21 protein-coding genes and 1 pseudogene are annotated in these 25,454 nt (G+C 43.0%); 6 read left to right on the plus strand and 16 right to left on the minus strand.

Annotation, left to right across the window (positions count from 1 at the left end; translation table 11 throughout):
- Positions 1 to 11: 11 nt before the first annotated feature.
- The 4 genes from ABS301_RS25790 to ABS301_RS05195 all read right to left on the minus strand — a co-directional run bounded on the left by ABS301_RS25790 (position 12) and on the right by ABS301_RS05195 (position 4,545).
- Positions 12 to 206, minus strand: coding sequence for a Fic family protein (locus tag ABS301_RS25790; protein ID WP_502877941.1), 195 nt, complete (start codon positions 204 to 206; stop codon positions 12 to 14).
- 693 nt (positions 207 to 899) lie between these two features.
- Positions 900 to 1,805, minus strand: coding sequence for a homoserine O-acetyltransferase MetA (gene metA, locus ABS301_RS05185; RefSeq protein WP_349671204.1), 906 nt, complete (start codon positions 1,803 to 1,805; stop codon positions 900 to 902).
- A gap of 3 nt (positions 1,806 to 1,808) precedes the next feature.
- On the minus strand, positions 1,809 to 3,767 hold the full coding sequence (gene ligA, locus ABS301_RS05190) for an NAD-dependent DNA ligase LigA (protein WP_349671205.1): 1,959 nt from the start codon (positions 3,765 to 3,767) through the stop codon (positions 1,809 to 1,811).
- Positions 3,742 to 4,545, minus strand: a complete 804-nt coding sequence (locus ABS301_RS05195) for a pseudouridine synthase (protein ID WP_349671206.1) — start codon at positions 4,543 to 4,545, stop codon at positions 3,742 to 3,744. The genes ligA and ABS301_RS05195 overlap by 26 nt, the downstream gene beginning before the upstream one ends.
- Before the next feature lie 178 nt (positions 4,546 to 4,723).
- On the opposite strand from ABS301_RS05195, the gene ABS301_RS05200 reads away from it, so the two are divergent.
- Positions 4,724 to 5,122, plus strand: a complete 399-nt coding sequence (locus tag ABS301_RS05200; protein WP_349671207.1) for a bacteriohemerythrin — start codon at positions 4,724 to 4,726, stop codon at positions 5,120 to 5,122.
- Between the two features lie 52 nt (positions 5,123 to 5,174).
- On the opposite strand, the gene ABS301_RS05205 is transcribed toward ABS301_RS05200, so the two are convergent.
- The 8 genes and pseudogenes from ABS301_RS05205 to ABS301_RS05240 all read right to left on the minus strand — a co-directional run bounded on the left by ABS301_RS05205 (position 5,175) and on the right by ABS301_RS05240 (position 18,882).
- Entirely contained in the window at positions 5,175 to 5,402 is a 228-nt protein-coding gene (locus tag ABS301_RS05205) for a hypothetical protein (RefSeq protein WP_277406096.1), read from the minus strand.
- Between the two features lie 64 nt (positions 5,403 to 5,466).
- Positions 5,467 to 6,312, minus strand: a pseudogene (locus ABS301_RS05210) (nucleoside recognition domain-containing protein); the annotation flags it as partial.
- A 12-nt stretch (positions 6,313 to 6,324) separates the two neighbouring features.
- Entirely contained in the window at positions 6,325 to 7,923 is a 1,599-nt protein-coding gene (locus ABS301_RS05215; RefSeq protein ID WP_349671208.1) for a recombinase family protein, read from the minus strand.
- Complete coding sequence (locus tag ABS301_RS05220) at positions 7,920 to 8,075, minus strand: hypothetical protein (RefSeq protein WP_349671209.1); 156 nt, start codon at positions 8,073 to 8,075, stop codon at positions 7,920 to 7,922. Before ABS301_RS05220 ends, ABS301_RS05215 begins: the two co-directional genes overlap by 4 nt.
- 111 nt (positions 8,076 to 8,186) lie before the next feature.
- Complete coding sequence (locus ABS301_RS05225) at positions 8,187 to 14,336, minus strand: hypothetical protein (RefSeq protein WP_349671210.1); 6,150 nt, start codon at positions 14,334 to 14,336, stop codon at positions 8,187 to 8,189.
- Positions 14,337 to 14,704: 368 nt separating this feature from the next.
- Positions 14,705 to 16,216 carry a VanW family protein gene (locus ABS301_RS05230; RefSeq protein WP_349671211.1) on the minus strand — a complete coding sequence of 504 codons (1,512 nt, stop codon included), beginning with the start codon at positions 16,214 to 16,216 and terminating at the stop codon, positions 14,705 to 14,707.
- Between the two features lie 4 nt (positions 16,217 to 16,220).
- Positions 16,221 to 17,549, minus strand: coding sequence for a redoxin family protein (locus ABS301_RS05235; RefSeq protein WP_349671212.1), 1,329 nt, complete (start codon positions 17,547 to 17,549; stop codon positions 16,221 to 16,223).
- Between the two features lie 169 nt (positions 17,550 to 17,718).
- Positions 17,719 to 18,882 carry a FeoB small GTPase domain-containing protein gene (locus ABS301_RS05240; protein ID WP_349671346.1) on the minus strand — a complete coding sequence of 388 codons (1,164 nt, stop codon included), beginning with the start codon at positions 18,880 to 18,882 and terminating at the stop codon, positions 17,719 to 17,721.
- A 294-nt stretch (positions 18,883 to 19,176) separates the two neighbouring features.
- On the opposite strand from ABS301_RS05240, the gene ABS301_RS05245 reads away from it, so the two are divergent.
- Positions 19,177 to 19,536 carry a hypothetical protein gene (locus tag ABS301_RS05245; RefSeq protein ID WP_349671213.1) on the plus strand — a complete coding sequence of 120 codons (360 nt, stop codon included), beginning with the start codon at positions 19,177 to 19,179 and terminating at the stop codon, positions 19,534 to 19,536.
- Positions 19,537 to 19,604: 68 nt separating this feature from the next.
- Here ABS301_RS05245 and ABS301_RS05250 read toward each other — a convergent pair whose 3' ends face one another.
- On the minus strand, positions 19,605 to 19,754 hold the full coding sequence (locus ABS301_RS05250; RefSeq protein WP_170072452.1) for a hypothetical protein: 150 nt from the start codon (positions 19,752 to 19,754) through the stop codon (positions 19,605 to 19,607).
- A 128-nt stretch (positions 19,755 to 19,882) separates the two neighbouring features.
- On the opposite strand from ABS301_RS05250, the gene ABS301_RS05255 reads away from it, so the two are divergent.
- A complete protein-coding gene (locus tag ABS301_RS05255; protein ID WP_349671214.1) occupies positions 19,883 to 21,280 on the plus strand; it encodes a recombinase family protein in 1,398 nt (465 codons plus the stop codon).
- A gap of 11 nt (positions 21,281 to 21,291) precedes the next feature.
- Here the strand turns inward: ABS301_RS05255 and ABS301_RS05260 are convergent, their stop codons facing one another.
- Positions 21,292 to 21,465 carry a FeoB small GTPase domain-containing protein gene (locus ABS301_RS05260; protein WP_349671215.1) on the minus strand — a complete coding sequence of 58 codons (174 nt, stop codon included), beginning with the start codon at positions 21,463 to 21,465 and terminating at the stop codon, positions 21,292 to 21,294.
- The gene (locus ABS301_RS05265) at positions 21,456 to 21,770 is read right to left on the minus strand and encodes a FeoA family protein (RefSeq protein WP_104438179.1); all 315 of its coding nucleotides are present in this window, start codon (positions 21,768 to 21,770) and stop codon (positions 21,456 to 21,458) included. Before ABS301_RS05265 ends, ABS301_RS05260 begins: the two co-directional genes overlap by 10 nt.
- Before the next feature lie 156 nt (positions 21,771 to 21,926).
- On the opposite strand from ABS301_RS05265, the gene ABS301_RS05270 reads away from it, so the two are divergent.
- Positions 21,927 to 22,346: a metal-dependent transcriptional regulator gene (locus tag ABS301_RS05270; protein WP_104438180.1), complete on the plus strand. Its 420-nt coding sequence runs from the start codon at positions 21,927 to 21,929 to the stop codon at positions 22,344 to 22,346.
- A gap of 72 nt (positions 22,347 to 22,418) precedes the next feature.
- Positions 22,419 to 23,615: an NADP-dependent isocitrate dehydrogenase gene (locus ABS301_RS05275; protein WP_349671216.1), complete on the plus strand. Its 1,197-nt coding sequence runs from the start codon at positions 22,419 to 22,421 to the stop codon at positions 23,613 to 23,615.
- 133 nt (positions 23,616 to 23,748) lie between these two features.
- Here the strand turns inward: ABS301_RS05275 and ABS301_RS05280 are convergent, their stop codons facing one another.
- Positions 23,749 to 24,288, minus strand: a complete 540-nt coding sequence (locus ABS301_RS05280) for a hypothetical protein (RefSeq protein ID WP_349671217.1) — start codon at positions 24,286 to 24,288, stop codon at positions 23,749 to 23,751.
- A gap of 223 nt (positions 24,289 to 24,511) precedes the next feature.
- Here ABS301_RS05280 and ABS301_RS05285 point away from each other — a divergent pair, with 223 nt between their 5' ends.
- A complete protein-coding gene (locus ABS301_RS05285) occupies positions 24,512 to 25,390 on the plus strand; it encodes a LysR family transcriptional regulator (RefSeq protein ID WP_349671218.1) in 879 nt (292 codons plus the stop codon).
- Positions 25,391 to 25,454 lie beyond the last annotated feature (64 nt).

The raw sequence follows: 25,454 nt of genomic DNA on the forward strand, positions 1-25,454 counted from the left end.
TAAATATGGTACTAGTTGATAATATACTTTACTTTTTTGTATTTCTGCTTGCTACTATTTGTCTTATCAGGTTCTGTCATCTCAATAAACCCCAGCTCCAAAGCAGGCAACAAATAATTATCTCTAAAAGTCTGCCTATGTATTAGCCCCAGTAATTCCATAAGTCCTTTTGTTATATATTCCTCATCGCCAATAATCTCTAACAATTTTTAGCTTGTTAAGTTACTTGTCCTCTTACTTGTAAGGTATCTGCAATTTTACTTGATTTGCAGGAGGGACCATATGAACCAACTGCTCTCCAGGAAAGACTCCTACTCCACCACTTCGAAATGTTCCTGCCTCATTCGCCAATTCAGAACTTTATGAGCTAGTAACATATCCTTAACATAATATGGATTCAATTCTTAAAGCTTATTATATACCTCAAAGGCATTCTTTACCTCGCATATTTCATCTGTTGCCCAAGATTTTTTTCCACTAATAATATCGATTTCTAGATACAAAGATAAGGAATTATTTTCAATCGATAAAGAAATTTGGATTGTTGCTCATATTATCATTTATCGTGATTTTGGTTATTATTTAAGTAATAACAAAAATTAAATTTACTGTCTTATCATAATACATTTTCCCATTTTCCACAATCCGACCGTAATATAATTATATCAACACAATTTTTCTGTTTATTATATCTTGCATATATTCCATTCACCCTTTCTTCTGACGATAACATAATCAAAATTTCACTCCTTCATCTATAGATAAAAGGAAAACAAAAAGCAGCATGCCAAAGTCACCTTCACAGACAACTTCAAGACATACTGCTTTCACATATATTTCATGTACTAAAACCTATACCACAGATCATCTTCTGTAGTATAAGTTTTTTTTGCCCTTACCTACAGTTCGTAAGGCGTCACCTGATATACATAATAATTCAACCAATTCCCATAAATCGTATTCGCCGCATTCCTCCAACACAGCACTGGCATCGTATCTGGATCATCGTCCTCATAATAATTACAGGGAATCTCCGGATTCAACCCCTTATCCAGATCCCTATGATACTCCCCATTCAACGTCATCCGATCATATTCCGGATGCCCCTGAATGAAAACCTGCTTCCCATCCTCACTCATCACCATCAGGATCCCTGCTTCCTTCGACTCCGCCAGAATCTTCAGCTCCTGATGCTTTTCAATATCCGCTCTCTTCACCTCGGTATACCGGGAATGAGGCGCCATCACATAATCATCAAGGCTGCGTACCAGCGGCACCTTCCGATCCAGGACCCTATGTCTGTAAATACCGGAAAGCTTGCTATCCCTTTTATACTTCGGTACTCCATAATGATAATAAAGCCCTGCCTGGGCGCCCCAACAGATATGAAGGGAGCTGGTGACATTGGTCTTGCTCCACTCCATAATCTTCGTCAGCTCTTCCCAGTAATTCACCTCTTCAAACTCCATATTCTCAACAGGCGCACCGGTAATAATCATACCATCGAACTTTTTATCTCTTACCTCATCAAAAAACACATAGAACTTATTCAAATGGCTGGCAGAAGTATTCTTTGAAGTATGACTCTCCAACATTATAAACGTACAATCCACCTGCAGCGGCGTATTGGACAATGCGCGAAGAAGCTGGGTTTCCGTCTCTTCCTTAATAGGCATTAAATTAATAATCAGGATTTCAAGGGGACGAATGTCCTGTCTTGAGGCCCGGTCCTCATCCATGATAAATATGTTCTCTGTTTCCAGTATGGCTTTCGCAGGTAAATCCTTTTGTACTTTAATCGGCATATGTTATCCCTCCAGCAGTTTTATGAAATCCTCTTCTGAAATAATGGGCACTCCCAGTTCCTTTGCCTTTTTATTTTTAGATGAATTGGATGTGGTATCGTTGTTAATTAAATAAGTCGTCTTCGATGTAACCGAACCAGTAGCTTTGCCTCCCTGTGCCTCGATTGCTTCCTGAAGTGCCTTCCGGTTCTCAAAACGCTCCACGGATCCGGTAATGACAAACGTCATTCCCTCCATCCGCTTCTCTCCTCCGGTCTCCGCCTCCTGCTCAATGGTTACTTCTTCTAACAGACGGTCTGTCATCTCATTATTCTTCTCGTCCTTAAAATAAGTAATCCAGGCATCTGCCAGCACCTTTCCAATGCCAGAGACAGCAGTCAGCTCCTCTTCCTCTGCATGACGCATTCGGTCAAAATCGTAGCGGAATTCCCGGCAGAGCATCTTCGCATTGGCAACACCGATTCCGGCAATTCCAAGTCCGTAGATCAGACGGGGCAGGGTGGTATGAGATGCCTTTTTCACTGCCTGAATTAAATTGTCATAAGACTTTTTACCAAAGCCCTCCATCTGGGTAATGGCTTCCTCATGCTGATCTAAATGAAACATATCGGCAAACTCCCGTATAAATCCTGCTCCGATAAACTTCTCCAGTGTAGCTTCTGATAATCCATCAATATTTAAAGCGTCCCGGCTTACAAACAGAGAAAAGCCCTTGATCCGCTTTGCCTGACAATCCGGGTTGGTGCAATATAAACTTTTCACATCATTTACCCGACGGATCTCCGTAATGCCGTCACAGACCGGGCAGTGATCCGGAATCTTTATTTTACCACTTCTGGTTAAATTGTCGGCAATCTGGGGAATAATCATATTCGCCTTGTAAACCGTGATCTGATCCCCTTCTCCAAGCTCCAAAGCTTCCATAATACTCAGATTATGGACACTGGCGCGGCTCACTGTCGTACCCTCTAACTCCACCGGCTCAAAGATGGCAACCGGATTAATCAGACCGGTTCTTGACGCACTCCATTCAATTTCTGTCAGGGTTGTCTCCCGGATCTCATCAGCCCATTTAAATGCGATGGCGTTGCGGGGAAACTTGGCAGTCCGTCCAAGAGATTCTCCATAGGCAATATCATCAAATAAAAGCACCAGTCCGTCTGATGGAATGTCATATTCCGGTACAGTCTTTGCAAATTCAGCAACTGCATCCCCTATGTTGTCTTTCGTCACTATCTTATAATCCACCACATCAAAGCCCTGGGCTTTCAGCCACTGAAACTGCTCAGCTCTGGAGTTTTTAAAATCAACACCAGGGGCGGAAACCAGAGCAAATGCCTCGAAATTCACGTTTCGCCGGGCGGTAATCTGGTTGTTTAACTGTCTGACAGAACCGCTGCATAGATTTCTCGGATTCTTATACTTTGCATTCACATCCTCAATCTCGTCATTAATCCGGTTAAAGTCCGTGTATTTTATAACAGCCTCTCCCCTTATAACCAGTTCTCCCTGATAGGAAATGGTAAGGGGAATGTTTGCAAATACCCTGGCATTGTTGGTAATTACTTCTCCGATCTCTCCATTTCCCCGTGTTACCGCTTTTTGAAGCGTTCCCTCCCGGTAAACCAGAACAACCGTCAGTCCATCCAGCTTCCATGAGAGAATTCCCTTTTGGCCTCCCAGCCAGTCTGCTAAATCCTCCGTGCTTTTCGTCTTATCCAGAGAAAGCATAGGAGAATCATGGGCTTCCTTGGGAAGCTCGCTTAAGACCTGATAGCCAACGTTCTGTGTGGGGCTGGTGGAGAGAACAATTCCGGTTTCCTCCTCCAGCGCCGCCAGTTCATCATAGAGACGATCATACTCATAATTGCTCATGATCTCCCGGCTTTCCTGGTAGTAAGCTTTTCCTGCTTCCTGCAACAGGGGGATCAGTTCCTTAATTCTTTTTAGTTTTTCGTCCATCAGATTTCTCCTTTTTCTGTTCTTGATAGGGAAGACTGGTCGAGCTTTTTAAAGACTCTTTCATCTGGTGGTATTCACGCCGGGAAAGTTCACGGTAAGCACCCGGCTTTAAATCTCCTAGTTCAATATTCATAATCCGCATTCGCTTTAACATGCGCACTTCAAAACCAAGCTGGGTGCACATTCGGCGAATCTGGCGGTTTAATCCCTGGGTTAATACGATACGAAATGTTTTCTCTCCCGCTTTCTCTGCAAAGCAGGGCTTTGTGGTTACGTCTAACTCAGAAAGTGTGACTCCCTTTCGCATCTTTCTGATGAAATCGTCTGTAACTGGACGATTCACTTTTACTAAATATTCCTTTTCATGAGCATTTCCGCTGCGCATGATTTTATTCACTAAATCTCCCTGGTTAGTCATGAGAATCAGACCCTCGGACTCCTTGTCCAGACGGCCTATGGGATAAATCCGCACGGGGTAATGAACCAGATCCACGATGTTGGGAGCCCGGTCCTTGTCTGAGGTGGTGCATACCACACCCTGGGGCTTATGGACTGCTAAAAAGACAGGCTCTGCCTTATGGCCGGTCTCACCTTTGGCTGCGCTGACAGAACGGCCCTTAACCGTAACAGACTGTCCCGGAAGCACCTTTTGTCCCGGTACTGCGGCCTGTCCATCTATTTTAACCTTTCCTGTCTCAATGAGCCGATCCGCCTCCCTGCGGGAACAGATTCCTGCCTCACTTAAATATTTATTCAGACGGATTCCATTTGCATCCATAATTGTTCTCCCTTACTGTTTGCTAGATAAAAATTATAACATTGCTAAAGTGGTACGTCAAATTTTTATCTGTATTTTAAAAACGATTTTTCTTTCCTGAATGGTAAAATATGGTTTGCTTTTTCTTAGTAAGCGTATTATAATAATAAATATCATTATTACATAGGAGGATTTCGTTATGCCGTGGACACAAAATTTATCAGTTGGTATTTCAATGATTGATGATCAGCATAAGATGTGGTTTGAAAAAGCAGAGGCTCTCTTTGATGCCGGAAAGAACAACAAAGCGAAGGAATATGTAGGAGAGCTTTTAGATTTTCTCGAAAGTTACACAAAAAAGCATTTCGCAGATGAGGAAGTTTACATGCAGAAGATTCATTACCCTGGATATGCAGAGCAGAAGCAGGCTCATACTGCTTTCATTGCCCAGCTTTCCAAGCTTAGAAGCGATTATAATTCTTCCGGCGGTAATTTACTTGTTATCTTAAATGCAAACCAGATGGTGCTTGAATGGCTTACTAAGCACATTTCCAATATGGATAAAAAGATCGGCGAATACGCAAAGACCGCCCATTAACAGGCAAAGAGGACTTAAATGAAATCCATTCAAGCCCTCTTTTTTATTATTCTTACGTAAACTTATAATGCACTTCACAGCCGTTAGAAATGCGGTTGCAGATATTTACCACCCGCTCCATGACAGCCGTAATCTTGCTGTTCTCCATCTCAATGTTCATTAGCTTTAAGTCTTCCGAGATCTTTATTACCTTCACCCCATCAACCTTTGCAATTTCCCGCTCAATTTTTCTGGCCTTTGGCCGGTCTGACAGGGCGTAAACGTGGTAACTCCTGTTCACGCTTCTCCCTCCTTTCTATGAGTGTCTTACCCCTATTGTAGACAATCAGAGGGAACTTTAAACATTACAGGAACGCCCTTGCTGCAGTAGTAAACAAAAAGCAGACTATGACTCCGGTTACCGTGGGCACAAACCAGGATAAAAGGGTCCATTTTATGCTCCCGGTCTCCTTCTTTATGGTCAGGCAGGTAGTGGAACAGGGCCAGTGCATGAGGGAGAAAAGCAGGGTGCTGACGGCAGTTACCCAGGTCCAGCCATGGGCAATCAACAGATCCCTTAATATGGATAAATCATTGATTTCCCGTATGCTTCCTTCGGAAAGATAAGCCATAATCATAATGGGAACAACGATCTCATTGGCGGGAAAGCCAAGGATGAATGCCAGGAGGATCACACCGTCAAGGCCGATGACGCTGGCAAAGGGATCTAAAAAACCGGAGCAGAGGGTTAATAAGGTCATATCCCCCACTGTGATATTTGCCATCAGCCAGATTACCAGACCTGCGGGAGCAGCCACTACAGCGGCTCTTCCGAGGACAAAGAGGGTCCGGTCAAATATGGAGCGGACAATGACCTTTCCGATCTGGGGCCTGCGGTAAGGGGGCAGCTCTAAGGTAAAGGAAGAGGGGATCCCCTTTAATATGGTTACAGAGAGTATTTTGGATATTACAAGGGTCATGAAAATTCCAAGAAGAATAATACCTGACAGAATCCCTGCAGATAAAATCGTGGAAAATGATCCCGTCGCTCCTCCGATAAAAAACATGGTAATAATCGCAATCATGGTTGGAAAACGCCCGTTGCAGGGAACAAAGTTGTTTGTAATCATAGCAATGAGTCGTTCTCTTGGAGAATCAATAATCCGGCAGCCTACAATCCCTGCTGCATTGCAGCCAAAGCCCATGCACATGTGGGGAGAAATCTATGCTTTTTTGCTTCCTGGAGGTCCGGTACGGTAGAAGATCCGGACAGTCAGTAACTTTTTCTCTTTCTGATCCGGATATTCCCTGGACTGAAAAATCTCAATACGGTCAATAAACTGTTGTAAAAGATCAAATGCAGGAATCTTATTTTCCATAACCTCATTTAGCAACCGGTCCACATCATGTTCTGATTCCCCTCTGCTTTTCCACACCAATGCGGCGGTTTGGTTTACGAAATCTTCTTCTGCCTGAATCTCCTTGAGCTCCTTTTCATAAGAAGTAATAAGCTTACAAAACCGTTCCTCTTCTATCACTGCGTTAACCCGGTCTTCGTAAATTTTTCTGATGATACGTTCAATCTCCCTTTCCCTCTTTTTTAAAGAGGCGGCCGCCTGCTTTTCGGCCGGATTACCTGTTCTTTTTCCATAGACCTCCAATTCATCCGCAATTTCTTTTCTTTCATTTTCCGTCAAGGTGATAATAGCTGCAAGTTCCTGAGACACAATCTGGCAGAGCAGACCATATTCCATGTAATGATTGGTACATACGGATTTCCCGTACTGCTTATACCCACTGCATACCAGCTTTCTCTCTTCCTCATTCCTGCCCGCACTGGTAGTCGTCATTGCTCTTTTGCAATCCCCGCAGTATACCAATCCGGAAAATGCATTGGTGAATGGGGGGGAATCAGATTTTTTTCTTGAAGTTTTCCTTCTTTGGACCAGCTTAAACATTTCTCTGGATACGATTGGCTGGTGCTTATCCTTTGCAACAATCCATTCCTCTTTCGGTATACTTAAGGTAATCTGGCTTTTAAAGGACAGCTTGGATGATTTACCCTGCACAATATCTCCTGTGTAGACAGGATTAGACAGAACCTTGCAAATGTTACTGGATACCCACCCGTTATTTCCTTTCCCGTTGTCCGGAAAGAGTTCGTGGTGAAGAAAACGGCGATAATCAGCCGGCGTTTTAACTCCTCTCTGATTTAGAAGCTCTGCAATCTTCATAGGTGACTCCCTCCTTAATGCCCGCTCAAAAATTTCTCTGACAACTGGAGCTGTTACCGGGTCAATCAGAAGATGATTTTTATCCTCCGGATCCTTCCTGTACCCATAAGGGGCAAAATTACCGATAAATGCACCCTCTTTCATCTTGGTTCTTAATGCGCTGCGGATCTTTTTTGAAGTATCTCTGGCATACATCTCATTCACTATATTCTGAAAAGGGGCCAGGTCATTTCCCGGATTGAGGGTATCATAACCGTCATTTACTGCAATATAACGGACCCCTTTCGCAGGAAAATAGATCTCCGTGTACTGACCGGTAAGGATATAATCTCTTCCGAGCCTGGAAAGATCCCTGGTAATTACCAGATTGACTTTACCGGATTCTATATCTGCAAGAAGACATTTCCATGCCGGACGGTCAAACGTAGTCCCACTAAACCCGTCATCTATATATTCCCGGTAGATAAAAAAGCTGTTTTCGCTGGCATATTCCCGGAGCATGCTCCGCTGGTTGCCGATACTGGCACTCTCTCCCGCTCCGTCATCTTTGGAAAGACGCATGTAAAGTGCCGCCTGGTACTCGCTCATCCCAGACCGCCCCCTGCATTCAGACGTCTTTTTAAAAGTTCAAGAATCAGTTGCTGTATTGTTGCTTCGCATTGAAAGCATTGCTCCACTTTGACTGTTAACGGCTTATCCCTGCCTTCTTTTTCATAGGTGATCTCTCTGGACAAATCCATAGTGCCCACCTCCTGAAAGATCTTATTCAGCCAGGTTTGTACCATATACTTTCTGAGCATGCATACAATGAAAAAAAGGTATGGCACAATTTCTGCCACACCTTTCTCACCTTATGAACTGACTCTTGCCCCATCAGGCCCTACCCGATAACCATCCGGGGTTACTGTATCAGTAAGCAGAGAACCTTCTTTTTCATCCTCTGTTTCCTTAAAATAATACCACACTCCATTAATAATTTGCCATCCTCTGAGCATACAGCCTTTGTTCGTGCCATCCATTGGATTTAAATAATACAAATGTTCTTTATACCGAAACCATCCGGTTACGATATAACCTTTTTCATCAAAGAAATACCAGCTATCTGCCCCATTCCAGCCGGCTTTCGCCCAACGGTTGGAAGGGTGAGAACCATCCTTTCCAATCAGCTTCCAGCCATTATTATCTTGCTGCCATGAGCCATCGTAATAATTGGAATCTTTCGATTTATAATTACTTTGATCGTAACTATCATCCTCTTCTTCCCGGTCCTTAACTTTTCGTATTACTGTTACTGTAAATAAATCCGTAAAACGGCGCTCCTCTCCCTTTTTGTCCTGCCCATAATAAACCACCTTTACATTTCTGGTTCCAGGCAGGGAAAGATCGTACTCCAAATCATAGTCATCTTCCGAGAGAATGTTTTTACGCACTGCATTGGAAGGACTGGCCTTTTTATATTCTGTAACAACTAATCCTTCCGTGTCCAGATCTTCTCCCAGCTCATATTTTAACTTTCTTGGTTTTCTGGATATTTCTATTTTAGAAGTATAATACTCGTCTTCCGAAATCATTTCACGGACTGTAACCGGAAAAGTATCGGTAAATATTTTTTCTGAACCATCATCAGCCCACTCATAGTACGAGACTGACACATCTGTTCTTCCTGGCTTGGAGAAATCATACTCCGTCTGATATTCATCTTCGGATAAAACAATTTCTCTTACAGCATTGCTTGGGCTTGCCACTGCATATCTTGTGACCTCCATACCAGTCTGATCAAGCTCCTGCCCTGTTTCATACTCTTTTTTTACTGGTTTTTGTGTTACCCGGATTTTGGTCGTCTCATAAGCAGATTCTTCCACAGGCTCCTCAGCCTTTACTTCATTTACTGCAAGCCAGCTGATTACAGGATCGCTGTCCCCCGTTTTCTTCACTATAAATTCCACAGTCTGATCAGTCGGAACTTCTATAGGAATCAAATTCTTTAAAATAGACTCTTCCGGCTTTGAAATGGTGATCTTCCCCAGAGAAACGGTAGCTTCTTTCCCCTCCTTATCCTGGTAAGTCACAAATGCCTCCATGGGACGGGTCACGCCCCACCATTCATAAAATCCGCTGTAAAACTGATACGTTCCAGCTTTTAATGAAAGCTTATAACGAATATCTTTACCACTTCTCGCCCACCAGCCGCTCTGAGACCGGCTGTCACTGTCTTCACCCATTGGACCGCCTAAGTCATCCGGGTTTACATACCCCCAGGAGTCCTCTGCGTATGGCTGGTCAGGAATCTGGTTAAGCAATCCTTCCTCCGCTTGTGTAATTGACCGGTAACAGGATGACCCTTCGCTGTCTGCCACTCCCGAATCAATAAAATACACAAGATGATCCGGTATGACTTCTACCGTTATTGCCACCGGCAGTCCCAAATCTTTTACGGTTCCTTTTATTTTTACGGTTGACCAGGGTTTGTCAAAGTCAGACTCTTTGACATTCTTCCATATAATCTCCTTTTCTACTCCTTCAACTATACTGCTAACCGGAAGTTCCGGCAGTTCTCCTGCCCTAGTTACCATAGCCGATGGTATATCTGCACTGACTTCCCTTGCTGCCGCAAACCAGCTGATTAAATGAATTTTGGTATCTGCCTTTTTGATTCTTACCTCCACCAATCCATCTTTGGGTATCTGTACATTTTTTACAAACTGGATATTATCAGAAGAAGAACTGACCGTAGCCGTTCCCAGTTCTTTTGTCTTCCAAACTCCGTCTGTATCTTCATAGCCGATTTCAATTTTACCAGAATGAGTCTCTCCCCAATACGCCTGAGCACCCATCATGAATCGGTAATTTCCAGCTTTCATGGGCAGTTTATAAATAATATCACGATCTGTATTATAATCCACATAAAGACCAGATTCATAGATACCAGTGTTATAGCCTACGCTGCTTCCGCCTTTTACTGTCACCGCACTGTCTTCCACATATCCCCATGATCCTTCTTCATATACCTGGTCGGAACGATCATTTTCCAGCTGTATATTGGCTGCAATTACGTCATATAAGCTGGAATGACCGGTTTCTCCATTTTCATCAGTGACTCCGGCAGTTCCGCTGTCTATAAAATAGGACAGACCATAAGGTACTACAGTAACCATGGTGCTGACTTTTAAGTCTGTTTCCTCCACCGTTCCAGTCACCGAAACGGTACTCCATAGTGTTTGAAACTGTTCTTCTGATAGATTCCAGGTCACCGGCTTTTCCGATTCTTCCATAGCTGCATTTAATACTGTCGCAGTATCCGGAAGATCCGGCAGACTGAACTGGACAGCGGTTACGGACGCAGGTACTTTTTTTACCTCTACAATGGTGTCGGAAGGTACCAGCTTTATCAGGGCATTACGCAGTTCGATTCCTGCCAGATCCACTTTCATCTGACTTGCCGGGTGAGCAAGTACTTCCTGAGCAGCCTTTGTTTTATCTTCCAATAAGCTCAGCAGTGTATGAGGATATAGACTGGAATCAAATGTCTGATTCATAACATAGTCTGTTAATTTGGACAGCGTTTCCGTTTCTATCTCTTCTCCATCCTTGTATGCTGATGTAAAAAGATTGATTCCGTCTACCTGATAGGTCCCCTGTACTACCTCTATTGTAACCTCATGATTTCCTTTTGCAAGAGATTCATTCCAGTAAGTTGTCTGACGGTCTCCTGCGCTTATGGTATTGGCAGTCATCTCCTGCCCATCAACAGTAACTTTGATCCTGGCAGTTGAGGATTTTCCAAACACATCAAAGCCTACTCCCTCTACAGTCTCAAATGTCAGCTGGCTTCCCGCAGGCATGGAAGTATAACTTCTGTTATAAAAAGCAAATCCCTGACAGATATTATGAGTCACATTTCCATTCCAGGTGATCAGAGGAGATGTATCATCAAGCTTTGAAAGTGCATAGGGGGCAGTTCCTTCAGTAGGAAGAACTTCCAGATTGTCAAAGCTGGTCTGATAAAATCCGCTCATCAGGGCAACACGTCCAGTCATAACCGGATTGGCAGAATCCACAAAACTTCCTGTTTCTACCCCATCAACGTACATGGTGATTGTGTTTTCTTCTGCCTTAAGCTGAAGCTTATGCCAGAGTGACGGAGAAAAATTCTGAATGGTACCGGACTTTTTGACTGTATTGAAATTAAGAAGCTCCCACTTTCCGCTTTCATATAGTTTCGCGCGGTAAGGTGCTCCGCTTGAATGAACTAATTCCCTTACTCCCAGTACCGCAAAATTATCTCCGTAACCATTTCCTTTCGTATCCAGTTTTACATCCACTCCTGCTGTATAGTTCGCCCAGCGGTGATCACCCAGAACCGTCCATGGAACCGCTGTGGTCTGGCTGCTTTCATCGCTTCCACTTCCCCAAGGATTCCAATTATAGGGCCGGTTATCCCCATGAATCATCTGTGCCAGAACGTATCCGGTATCATCGGATTTTTTAACTTCAAACGCTCCCTCCAAATCAGTGGTGAATAAAGGAGTTCCTCCCCGTTCCTCAACAAAGGAATCTTCGTAATCAAAATGATCCCGGTAAGGAAGTTCCAATACTGACCGGTTGATTCCTGAGTCATTCTGCCCGCTTTCATAGCTGGTACCCCGGTCTGTCAGGCTTGTTACAGTAACTATTGAGTAAGGTTTCACAGTGAATTCAATCACGGAAGTATTGTCTTTGCCAGTTAAAGGCATTTTCTGATCTGTGATCTTCTGAAACCAATTGGCATCATAGGCTTCTCCTGAATCCGGGCCTCTGGTTTCCCAAACATTGTATGCCTTCTCACTGGTCTTCATATTTTTAAGTGAAATGTGGTATTTCCGTTCTTTTGAGGTATTATTTGCAAACATGATAGAATAGTCATCCGTTTCCGGGTCCTTAACTGCCAGACGAGTATCTGTAGATGTATCTGTTGTAATATCTCCATCTCCGGTTGAACCATCTGAATAACACGCTTCTGGCAGATAATTCCAGTCACTGTCAGTAAACTCCATAAAATGCTTTGCCATCTGGATTCCGCCATCTGCTTCATAATAACCAGACCATGGATCAAAGGCTCCGATCAGCTGCTTGGGGCTGTAGGCGCTTCCTTCATAAAATGCTCCGATTGCAGGCTGAAATAACAGCTCTGTCATATGGCTGGTATAACCATCTGCATTTTTGTAAGCGTAAGCAGCGATGAATCGTTCTGCCATGGCCGCAATTCCTGCTGATCCTCCAATCCCTCCCCGATCGGGATCCACATTTGCACGGTAATTGGCATTAATCATAGGAGCCGTGGACTCTCCATACCAGATCTCTTTTCCATATTCCTGATTGAGTTTTGTTAGAGATTCACTTCCCATCCAGATCTGATAATGATCAGAAATAACATCTACCAGATCATTTAGTTCTTTATCCTTCATGAGATAATCTACAGTAGTACTCATGCCTCTGTATAAATCAGCCGCAACGATTTTAATCTTTCCATAATCAAAGGCACCTATCCCGTTTTTACCGTCTTCCTCAAAACGTTTTGCACAATATTTAATCCAGGAAAAATCATCTGCGTAGTCTTTCCTTCTTTCGTTCTGTCCCGGACTGACCTCTGTTATCTCATAGCCATAGGTCTCGTATACAGCATCTATGGTCTTACGATACCACTGATATCTGGCTTCATATTTGGGATTTTCAAATTCGTTGTAGCCAATTCCCTCCTGAGTCCATTTGGGTTCTCCCCACCGCAGGATTTCTACCGTAATGTCGGGGTTAATGGACTTGGCGTCCGCTGCAAAAGAAAATCCGGCTCCCCGCTTTACATTAGGAACTTCATCAAAAGAACGCATGGTAGCCGGTTCAGTCCCGGAAGAAGAGTTTACATCTGCACCCATTTCTATTTTCACATGATTTAAGCCGGCGCCTTCTTCTTTGTCAAAAAGAAGCCTCATCATTTTCCAGTACTGATCTTCATGAAGCGATTTATAATCCATTAAAAGTCTGGAGGTATTATTACAGGTTACGGAGCCAAATCCCCCAAAGGTATTAGCCTTATCAATCTTAGTTCCGTCCACAGTTACGTCAATCACATCCTTTGGAGGCAGCTCTTCCTGCGTTTTTAGAATGGTGAAGCCGGATAATACTGCCTCCTGGCTTGTTCCCGTCTTTTTCTCAAATGTCAGCTGTACTTCCTGACTGCTTGTAAGCGTAAAGCTGCCCACAGCTGTATTTTTACTAAACTGAGTTCCTAATACTGCGGTGCCAAGCAAATCAGTTCTGGACTGACCAGCCGCATCCGTATAGGTCACAGACATATTCACAGATCTTTGGTAATTCCCCCACCACTCTGCACATTCACCTACAGCAATATAGGTGCCTGCCTCAAGGGGAATCCGGTAGATAATTTGTTTACCAGATGATGCATAATAACCTGTCTCATTTCTGGTATTTTTAAACTGGCTCACTGCCCCCTTTTTACTCATATCTGTTCCAATTGAACCTGCATACCCCCATGTTCCGCTGCTATACTCCTGATCTGGAACCTGATTTTTCAGTAAAGTTGTGTCTCCGTTTTGTAAAAATGCAGTATATTCAGCAGAATTTGCTGCTGCAGAAACGTTTGAATCCACTAGGTACACCACCTGTTTTGGTACCGCCAGAACTGTGGCTTCCACCTTCTGACCATTTTCTGTAATAGTACCGGTCACAGATATCCTGCTTCCTGCGTTATAAAAAGAATCATTTCCATTTATTTCCCATGTAATGTTTTTTGGTGTCTGAATGGAACTGCCTTCTGCTACACAGTTCACACTGGTTGGCAGGCTCTCAAGAGAAGATGCCTTCGTGGGAATCTCGCCTTCCTGAACTGCATACTGGGAGGCATGACTGGTCATGATACCTCCTAACGGTAAGCCGCTTCCAATCAGCCCTGTACAAAGCAGCAGAGAGACCGACCTTCGTAATTCCTTTTTTAAATTTACCCCCAATTTCTGTTCCTCCCTCAATCATTTTTTCTGCAGATTCCAACCACCGGCTGGATCTACAGGGATTTTTGCGCATATTTTACAGATACGCAGTGATTATATATTGAATCTTTGTATTATTTTTTCTCCTTTCCAGCAATTAAATTAATTTTACTGATTGGCCGTTGAGTTTTGAATGTAATTTATTATATAAATCCTGTACTTTTTTGTTAATTTTTTCCATTATCCAGGTCAATGAAAAATATGCAAAAATAATCCTGTACTTTTTCTACAATTCCTGTACTTTTTTTGTTTTCTATTTGTCCAAATAAAAAAGAACAGGTTACAGAAAATTTTACAAAAATTCTGTCCTGTTCTTTTACTTTCAAAATTTACTGAGGGTTTGCTTCTGTCACACCAGGTCCCACATTCACAGCCTCATGGGTCTCACCTGGTTCTTCTGCCGGAGCTGCTGTGGTACTTTCCGGCTGTACATGAGTTTCCTGTACGGTCTCTTCGTGCTTTAAGGTGGTATTTCTCTGAATTACCTGCGGTTTCCCTTTATAACTGCTGTTGTGAAGCGGCTCTTCTTTTATTACCGTGTCGCCCTTCTTTATTACCCGGTAACTTTTAAAATAACCGCCGATGGTTCCTTTATCCACTACCTTTTCTGTTCCAAAAGGCAGCGTTGTATTTTCCTCATAGGTAACCGGAAGGGGATCGGAATCCTTCACCTTTTCTGAACGAATGGTAACCTTTACACCATCCTCAAGAACCGGGATTCCTACGATAGATAGTTTTAAAGTAGTTCCGTCTAAAGATGCTCTGAGTACGACAGAAGAGCTTCCGGTATTAATAAATTTTAAATCCGGTCCGGCATAGCCGTCAAAGCTGACCATGGCATCCTGTCCCTTTTCCACGTAGGAGGGGGCAAAGCTGTGAGAATTCCGTTCCGTGGTTTTAAACCCGCTTTCTATAATCGCATGGTACAGTGTGGTGGAAACCTGACATACGCCGCCGCCCGGCTCTTCAATTAAAACGCCGTTTCTGTATGCGCCTGCAGGCTGATATCCCTTTTCACTGGTACGGTTTCCTGTGGTATTATTAAAGGAAAACTCCTCACCAGGCTTCAAGACCACGCCATTGATGGCGTTCACGGCTAGGCTGATATTCTGATTTCGGTTTTTATTGGTGGTAGTTTTGGTCGTAAAGGTTCCGATTACCTTATACTGTTCCTTTGCCTGAGCCTGGGTCCTTGCAGGTGCCTTAAGGTCAAACTCTGCCGGGATCTCAGCCTGAAATTTCTCTTCTTTAGCAGCCGCCAGAAGCTGATTTACTAACTTCTCCTGGTCCAGTACTCTGCCATTTTGCTCTTTTGTATAACTGTATACCCCAGTTTTCTGGTCAAATGATTCCACTTCGGAATTGGCTCCGTCCTTGTTCCAGCGCTTAGCAAGAACCTCCGCCTGTTTTTTAAATGCTTCCTTCATGGAATCGTAATCAAGCTGATAATCCTGTGGCTGATCTGCCGGAGTTTCACTCAGCTTCTGAATAATGTTCTCCAGCTGACTGCTTAGTATATCATCTATTACAACTGCATCTGTTCCGTCTGTAACAGTCATTTCCCACTGATAACGCTCTTCAATGGTATCCTTTGCCTCATTTACAGTCAATCCGGAGAGATTGATCGTTCCGATCCTGGCTGATACCAGCGCTTTCTCCGGGACTGTTTCTTTTTCTTTAGTTTCTGTGATCACCTGGCTGCTGTCAGAATCTTTGGTTTTTTTACTGTTTCCAAAGCTATATAAAATACCAACCGTTGACAGGGCAGCTATGAGCAATGATCCATAAATGATTCTCCTATTTCTTCTTTCACGTTTTCTTCTGGCCCTGTTTTTATCCATATTCTTAGTCTCTTACTCCTTTCCTTGTCTGATCGATAATACTCTTCATCGTGTCCTCTGATAACTGTCCGCTTGCATATCCAAATACATTGCCATCCCGGTCAATCATAAAGGTTGTTGGATAGGAGTATATCCCATACGCATCGAATAATTCTGCATTCGTATCCATGAGCACCGGATAGGTGTATCCATTATCTTTTAAGAACTTTTTGATTCCCTCCTCATCCTTTTCATCCCCGTAACCGGGAGCTGCTACTCCAAGAACAATCAGTCCGTCATCGCCCTCTGTGCTGTAGGTCTCATATATCTTCTGTATATCCGGCATTTCTGCCCTGCAGGGCGGACACCAGGTCGCCCAGAAATTCAAAAAAATGGTCTTCCCTTTATAATCTGAAAGAGAATGTGTGTTACCAAACTGGTCAGTTAAGGTAAAATCAATGGCAGGCAGAATCTGATTTTCCCCATCTGCGGTTTCTTCTGATTCTGACTGGGGCTCAGTCGCTGCCGCTGTGGAAGTTTCTTTTGTGGTTTCAGCCACCGTTTCCTTTGTTGATGGTTCTTCCTCTTTTGCCGGCTCTGTGGACTCCCTGGTAAATGGAGATTTTACGGAAGAAAGATATCCGGTCACAGAATTCATTTTCCCGGTAAACATCAGTAATCCCATGAGTATCATCAGCGCTCCGCCAACTTTAACCGCATTTTTAGCAACATTCCTATGTGTCTTAAAAAATTCAAGAACCGATGTGGTAAAAAATCCCACTGCAAGAAATGGCAGAATAAATCCCAGGGTGTAGACTCCAATCAACAGAAATCCCAGTGTTTTGGTGGAAGCAGATGCCGCCATGATCAGCACGCTGGCCAGCGCAGGTCCTACACAGGGTGTCCAGGCAAAGCTGAAGGTAAATCCCATGAGAAGGGCAGTGAACGGAGACATGGCTAGTTTATCAAACGAAACGGAAAGCCTGCGCTCCTTTCCCAGGAGAGAAGAATTTCCCAGGAATCCCAGTTGATATAATCCGAACATGATGACAAGAATTCCGCCTAGTCTTGCAAACAGAAGCTGATTGGTTCTAAAGAAGCTTCCAAGTGCTGAGACACCAATTCCCAGAAGGAAGAACGTAAAACTGATTCCAATTACGAAACAAACGGTATGTAACATAACCTTGCTTCGCTTATAATAAATTCTTCCATCCTCACCTGTTACTCCGGTTCCCCCTGACAGATATCCAATATAGAGAGGAATTAAAGGCAGCACACAGGGTGAAAAAAAGCTTACAATTCCCTGTAAAAATACGGCTAATACCGGAACACTCATGTCAATCGAAAATCCCAAATGATTACCTCCTGTAAATGATACTTTTACCGCCCGTTTACGGCAGTTAACCTCGTGTTTCTGTACTATTTTTAATTACAGTTTATATTTGTAACTATAACATTCAGAATAAAAAGTGTCAAGATAGTAATCCAGGATTTAACAGTGAAAAAAGCATAGATTTCTTCTGTCACATGGTCAGCGCCTGCTTTCCGCAGGCAGAACATCGTTTAAAGCACCGGTCTAAATTAAAGGCTACTCTGGGAAGATAACCAAAATCTTCCAGCAGGGTAAAGAGGGGAAAGAAAATGGCCATAGGCGGCAGCATAACCGATATTACCCAGGCAAGCACCCGGTATACACCGTGAATGAAAAGCCCGGATAAAACTGCCGGAACTCCCGCTGCATCTGCGGCAATGGACAAGCGGTCTTCAATACCAAATAATAAATTGCTTAATAGCTGGGATGGATAATTGGCGCCTGTAATAGTCAGCCAGAAAATTCCCAGAAGAACCAGAAACATAATAGGAAATCCAGTTGCTTTACTGGTAAAGAAACGATCCAGTTTCCGGTCTTTCCCGTTATAGGTTTTATTCTCAAATACCACGACACCCTTACATAACTCTTCTGCTTTTCGGATAAATACAGCAGCCATGTCATCGCTTACCTGTTCCTGGCTGATCCCCTGTTCTTTCCATTCGCTCCAGATTTCAGTTAGGCATGCCTTTACAGTCTCTGAATCTGCAAGAGGCTTTAAATATCTGTTTACTGCTCCCATCAGGTTTTCATTGGCATCCAAAAGCCTTGCACAAAGCCACCGGACTTTAACTGCTCCGTCTGATACTTCCTCCACAGCAGGAACCAGCCTTTCTATTGCCTCTTCAATATATTGGGGATAATATATGAGCACAGGTCTCTCATAATTAGTCTCCTTTTCTTTGATGCACCGCTTTAACCCCTGGTAAATCTGGTTCAGTCCCTTTTTACTTCTTGCTGTTGTTCCTGCTACAGGGGCGTGGAGCCGTTCTTCCAAAAGATCCAGATTTAAAACAATCCGTTTCTTCTTTGCCTCATCCATAAGGTTCACACAGACTACCACTCGGTCAGCTGCCTCCATGATCTGGAGTACCAGATTTAAATTCCTCTCCAGACAGGTGGCATCACAAACAGTTACTACTGCATCGGGATTTTCAAAGCAGATGAAATCCCGTGCCACCTCCTCTTCTGTAGAGTGTGCCATAAGGGAATAGCAGCCTGGAATATCCACCATAACATATCCCTGATCCCCATCCCGACACCAGCCCTGGGCATTGGCAACCGTTTTGCCGGGCCAGTTTCCGGTGGGTTGATGCAGTTAGCCGAAAAATGAAAAAAAGCCATTTTCATACGGTCAGATTAAAATCCGGAAGTCGGAAAACGGGTTTGTGATGGAAGTTTGTTCAAACTGTGAAATATTTGTGAATTTATTCTTAATTTTAACTAATTTCTATTTTTTTAATACAACTTAATTTTTTTTAAGAAATAAATAACAAATTTGGCATTGATTTTATTCAATTTCGGTGCTACACTGAGTTCTGACTTCAGGGACATAGGACAACCGGAAGCCATACAACCATAATACCTATGCAGTCTCAAGGAGGATATAATTATGAGGTTAACAACAAAGAAACTGGTACTGACAGGTGTTGCAGTATTAACTATGGCAGCTATCTCCGCATGTGGAAATACTAAAAGTTCTGAAACAACTGCCGCTACAAAAGCAGAAGTAACCACCGAAGCAACCACAAAACCAGCAGAAACTAAAAAAGATGTAAAAGAAAGCAGTTCCTTAGCAGAAACCAAAAAAGACGAGACTAAGAAAGAAGAAACAAAGAAGGACGAAACCAAGAAAGATGAAACAACTGCTGCAGAGTCCAAGACTGGCGACAGCAAAGTAAAGGCAGAATCCCCAGCAGCTGCAAAAGACAGCAAGTCAGCAGTAACAGAAACAAAGAAAGCTTCTAATTAGTTAGTAAGATTCCTACATAGCATTTCAAAAGGCAGATCCGCCAATCCGATCTGCCTTTTTATATAGAATCATTCCGTTGATCCAGTTTCTTTTTCTTCTTTTTTCCGAAGATTTTTCAGAGTGATTTCCACTCCCTCTTTTTCCCCTATTATTCTCGCCAGCGCTTCAAATGCCCTGACCGGATCTGCCTGATTTACTGTGGTGATAGTATCTGCCACTACTACCACCTCCTTTCTGGTTAATTGTATGTTCCGCTGATTGTCCTTCTTACCTTATTTAAAGCAATCACCGAAAACGGGTTTTAATTTACTGCCGGAGGGAGTAGATTATACCAGGAGATGATAGAATGAAACGTGCTGAGGAATCTGAGAAACTGCTGCGTGTAGCCGTCTACATCCGTGTATCTTCCGATGAACAGGCGGAACGGGGCGATTCCATTAGAGATCAAAAAGAGCGGGGCATCAAATACATCGAAGAACATAAAAATATGGTTCTGCAGGATATTTATCTGGACGACGGCGTTTCCGGGCAGAAAATTGACCGGGACGACTTTACCCGTTTAATGAATCATGTAAAAGAAGGGCTTGTGGATCTGATTATATTTACCAAGCTGGACCGGTGGTTTCGCAGCCTGCGCCACTATCTAAATACCCAGGCAGTCCTGGAAAAATATCATGCAGTCTGGACCGCCATCGACCAGCCCTTCTTTGACACTTCCACTCCCTACGGCCGGGCATTTGTGGCTCAATCCATGACCTGGGCTGAACTTGAGGCACAAAATGGCGGTCTTCGTGTGGCTGACGTCTTTCGTACAAAGGTCACCCACGGAGAAGTCATATCAGGTAAAGTCCCACACGGATACCAGATCGAGAATAAGCATCTGGTACTGTCAGAGGAAGCCCCTGCCATACAAGACACAATTTTTTATTTCTTAAAACATCAGTCCATGAATCAGGCTGTCCAGTACTTGAAAGACACACACGGAATCATCATGTCCGTGCAAAACTTTAAACAGTCAATCCTTCGCAATGAAAAAATCACCGGACGTTACAGAAGCAATGATACTTACTGTCCCCGTCTGATTTCCGATGAAGCCTTCCATCAGGTTCAGCGCATTCTGGATCATAACAGCAATATAAAATCCGGTCAGAAATACCCCTATATTTTTACCGGCCTTTTGGTGTGCGCCGAATGCGGTCAAAAAATGGGTGGCTGTCATATCAATACCGTTTCAAAGCGAAAAGACAAAACAGAACTCCGGTATAAATATCCAGCCTACGAATGCAAACGGCACCGGTCTTTCCGGAAGTGTGACAACGGGGGAGCAGTCAGGGAAGTCCGCATAGAGGAATATCTTCTGAAAAATGTAAAGGAACAGTTTGGGTCTTATATCGCAGACTTTGAAGCAAAAAGCAAAAAAGTAGTTGATAACCGTCAGAAAAAAAATCAGCTTCAAAAGAAAATAGACCGGTTAAAGGATTTATATTTAAATGAAGCAATTACACTGGAAGAATATAAAACCGACAGGGAAGAATTAGAGATTCATCTGAATCAACTTTCTGATATAAAGCAGCCGGCCGAAAATCCGGAGGTTTTTATAAACATGATTAATAAAGATTTTGAAAGCATGTATCAGCGCCTTGATAACCAGCAAAAGCGCCAGTTCTGGCGGTCAGTCATTAAAGAAATACGCCTGAGTAAGCGCTCCGGCTGTCACAGGGAATATACCATTATTTTTTTATGACGATTTTGCCCCTAAGTGCATGATCCGGTGTGCTGGTTCATCCCAGTCAGCTGATTAAATACCGTACTTTTCCCCACATTGGGATTTCCGGCCAGCGCGATTACCAGATCTTCTGGCTCCTTTTTTTTAATTTCCAGTCCACAGTCTACCGATTTGATTCCCATGGATTCTCTGCTTAGTCCCATATGTCTTCCTCCGCAGTGACACAGGCAGCCGCAATTCCCTCTCCATAACTGGGTTCAAATGACTCCTGGTCATGATTCTGTATCAAAACCCTGACGGAATCTTCATTTCGCAGGGCGATTACAGCTCCTCTGATTAAAAATGCAGTTGGATCCCCAAGAGGACTTTTACCCACACACTCCACTACAGTGCCCTCAATCAGTCCCATATCCTGTAATCTGCGTCTCATATCATCACAAACGGTCAGTCTGGAAATAATTCCTTTCTGACCTCTTTTTAAGTCATTTAAGCAAAAGCGTCCCGACATTTCTTTAACCTCCGAAAAAGTTTCCATATCCTAACATATGCATTTGATAAAAAACAGGTTCCTGTCTCACTCATCCCCCTGCCGCCCTGGTAATTCATAGAATCTGCCAGCCATGAATAGATATAACTAACAGCCGTATACAAGGAGGAACTGACTATGCCTCAGAACGATAATTTTTATACATTAAAGGGTTACTCTCTTTTGGAGCATACAAAAATCACATCCTCGATGGAAGACTACCTGGAGATGATATACCGGTTATCTCAGGAGAACCAGCCGGTCCGCATTAAGGAACTGGCAGAGTGTCTTCATGTCAAGCCCTCCTCTGCGTCTAAAATGACTGGAAATTTAAGGAAACAGGGGCTGGTTGGCTTTGAAAAATACGGAACCGTTTCTCTGACCAGTGACGGAAAGGAGTTAGGGGAATACCTCCTGTTCAGACACCAGATTCTTACCCGTTTTTTTTGTTATGTCAATCAGAAAACCGATGATCTGGAGCAGGTGGAAAAAGTCGAGCATTTTATTGATCCGGAAACAGTGTATAATATTCAAAAATGGTTGGATAAATTTGCATAGATATGCTTGTGTGATTTGATATTTCGTCGTATACTATAGCATAACACGAACATTTCTAAGGAGGAGAAACACATGGATAAGATTAATATGACAACCCCCATAGTCGAAATGGATGGCGACGAGATGACCCGTATTCTCTGGCAGATGATTAAGGACAACCTTCTGCTGCCCTATATTGACTTAAAGACAGAATATTATGACCTTGGACTGGAATATCGGGATCAGACAGATGATAAAGTGACCACTGATTCAGCTCTGGCCACAAAGAAATATAAAGTAGCCGTTAAATGCGCCACTATTACCCCAAATGCTGCCCGTGTAAAAGAATACAACTTAAAAGAGATGTGGAAAAGCCCCAATGGCACCATTCGTGCAATTCTCGACGGAACCGTATTCCGGGCGCCTATTGTTGTAAAAGGAATCGAACCATGTGTTGTAAACTGGAAAAAGCCCATTACCATTGCCAGACACGCTTACGGTGATGTTTACAAAGGATCTGAGATGAAGATCCCCGGTGCCGGCAAAGTAGAACTTGTTTATACTGCTGCTGACGGAACAGAGGTGCGGGAACTGGTTCATAACTTTGAGAGTGCCGGAATTGTCCAGGGTATGCATAATATTAACAATTCCATTGAAAGCTTTGCAAGAAGCTGCTTTAATTATGCACTGGATACAAAGCAGGATTTATGGTTTGCAACCAAGGATACCATCTCCAAAAAGTATGACCACACTTTTAAGGACATTTTCCAGGATATCTTTGATGCTGAGTATGAGAATCTGTTTAAGGAAGCAGGTATTGAATATTTCTATACCTTAATCGATGATGCGGTAGCAAGAGTGATGAAATCAGAAGGCGGTTATATCTGGGCCTGCAAGAATTACGACGGAGACGTTATGAGCGACATGGTTTCCTCTGCATTTGGATCTCTTGCCATGATGACCTCAGTACTGGTTTCTCCTGATGGTGACTTTGAGTATGAAGCAGCTCACGGAACTGTGCAGAGACATTATTATCAGCACTTAAAGGGCGGGGAAACTTCTACCAACTCCGTTGCTACGATCTTCGCCTGGACAGGAGCTTTAAGAAAGCGGGGAGAACTTGATGGCAATCAGGAACTGGCTGCATTTGCGGATAAGTTAGAGCAGGCAACGATCGATACCATCGAGGCTGGAGAGATGACTAAAGACCTTGCGCTTATCACAACAATAGAAAACCCAACTGTTTTAAACAGTGAGGATTTTATAAAAGCGATTGCAAAACGACTTTAATCATTAGATCGATAATATAGGGCGACAAATTTAAATGAAAGGCAGGTTCTTAAGAATCTGCCTTTTTGCTTTTAAGTTAAAAAAGTAAGATGCAACAAAACCAACTTAAGTTAGTTTCGTTACATCCCCTTTCTTAATCTTCCATATCACCAGATGCTCCAACATATCTGTCGCAAACTGATATCGCTTCAATCGTACCATCTATTCCAAGAATTTCTGAAGAACAGTACACTCCATAATCACTTTTTTCCGCTTTTTGAGGAAGGTCCTTTTTAAGCACCTTTGAATAATTACTGCCATCTTTTTTATAGTATAACTGCCTTAAATCAGTGCTTCCTGGATTCTCATAGGAAGTAAGGGAATCAATAGGATCACCTACCTTTACTCCATTCATTAATTTCCAGCTGTCATCGTTCAACTGTATATAGGTAAGCAGATTTTCTTTATATCCAACTATAATATTTTCATAATCATAACCACCCGTCCAGCTTCGTTGATCCGTCTCTCCCAGTATCTTTTCTGCTTCATCTCTTGGCATATATAGTTCAAGGATTTTTCCATCTGAATTCTTAACTGCCAATTCCTCCGGAACTGATGTTTTTTTCCCGCTGGCTGAACAAGAACATAATAAAACAGACATGAATAACATTACTACACAAATAAACCTTTTCATAATTTCTCCCTTAAATTTCAATATTATTATTAAAGTCACTTTATCATTCTACATAAATTCGGATCCATTATCAACCATAATTTACCAGCTGCACTTTTTATCTATTAATTTTTATACATCAAATCGTTTCGACATTTTTTTCAAAATCTCTGTTCAACCCATTATCAAAATGATATAATGAAAGTTATCATATGAAGCACTGGTAATGGAAGGACCTATAAACATGAATCTACGACATCTAACAATCTTTAAAACAGTATGTGAGGAAGGAAGCATTACAGGAGCGGCAAAAGCGTTGTCCATGACTCAGCCCGCTATCTCTCATGCCATCAATGAACTGGAAGAATCCGTTGGCTCCCCCCTGTTTGACCGTGTATCCCGAAGAGTAATGATCAATGAAAACGGTAAATTTTATTTATCCAAAGTGATTCCTCTTCTGGAATTATACCAGGATCTGGAGAACTATTCTGGTTCCCTGCACTTACAGGCACCTTTGCGGGTGGGCTCCTGTGTGACTCTGGCCAGTTACTTACTTCCTAATGCTGTTTCCCGTTTCGCTCTGACAAATCCTGACATACAGCTGAAGGTTACCGTGGATAACTCCGTGGAAATCATCAGCAAACTGTTAAAGAATGAGCTGGATCTGGCTTTGGTAGAAGGTGTCGTATCCGACGAAAAGCTGGAGAAAATCCCATTCTCCTCCTATCCCATGGCCGTAATCTGTTCTCCAAACCATCCCTTTGCAAACCGGGCTGCACAGCCTGTTTCCCTGGACAGGCTGATTGAGGAACCTCTTTTATTACGAGAAACCGGCTGCACCATCAGAGATACCTTTGACTGCGCGCTGGCACTGAATAACTTATCTGCTGAACCGTTGTGGACCAGTACCAATTCCGACGTAATTTTACAGGCAGCCAGAGAAAATATCGGGATTGGTGTTGTACCAAGAATTTTTGCCGATGAATCCATTAAAAAGGGTGAGATTTTTGAGATCGAGGTAAAAGATATGGAGATCAGCTGTATGAACCATGTTGTATTCCATAAAGACAAATTTCAGACAGAATCCTTTCAGGCTTTTATTAATCTGGTCTTATTTGACTAATATAGAAACGAAAAATCGCCGCACATCATCTCCCTTCAGAGGCAGATTTATGCGGCGATTTCTA

It is taken from the genome of Lacrimispora sp., from assembly GCF_031982545.1.
Taxonomy (GTDB): Bacteria; Bacillota; Clostridia; order Lachnospirales; family Lachnospiraceae; genus Lacrimispora.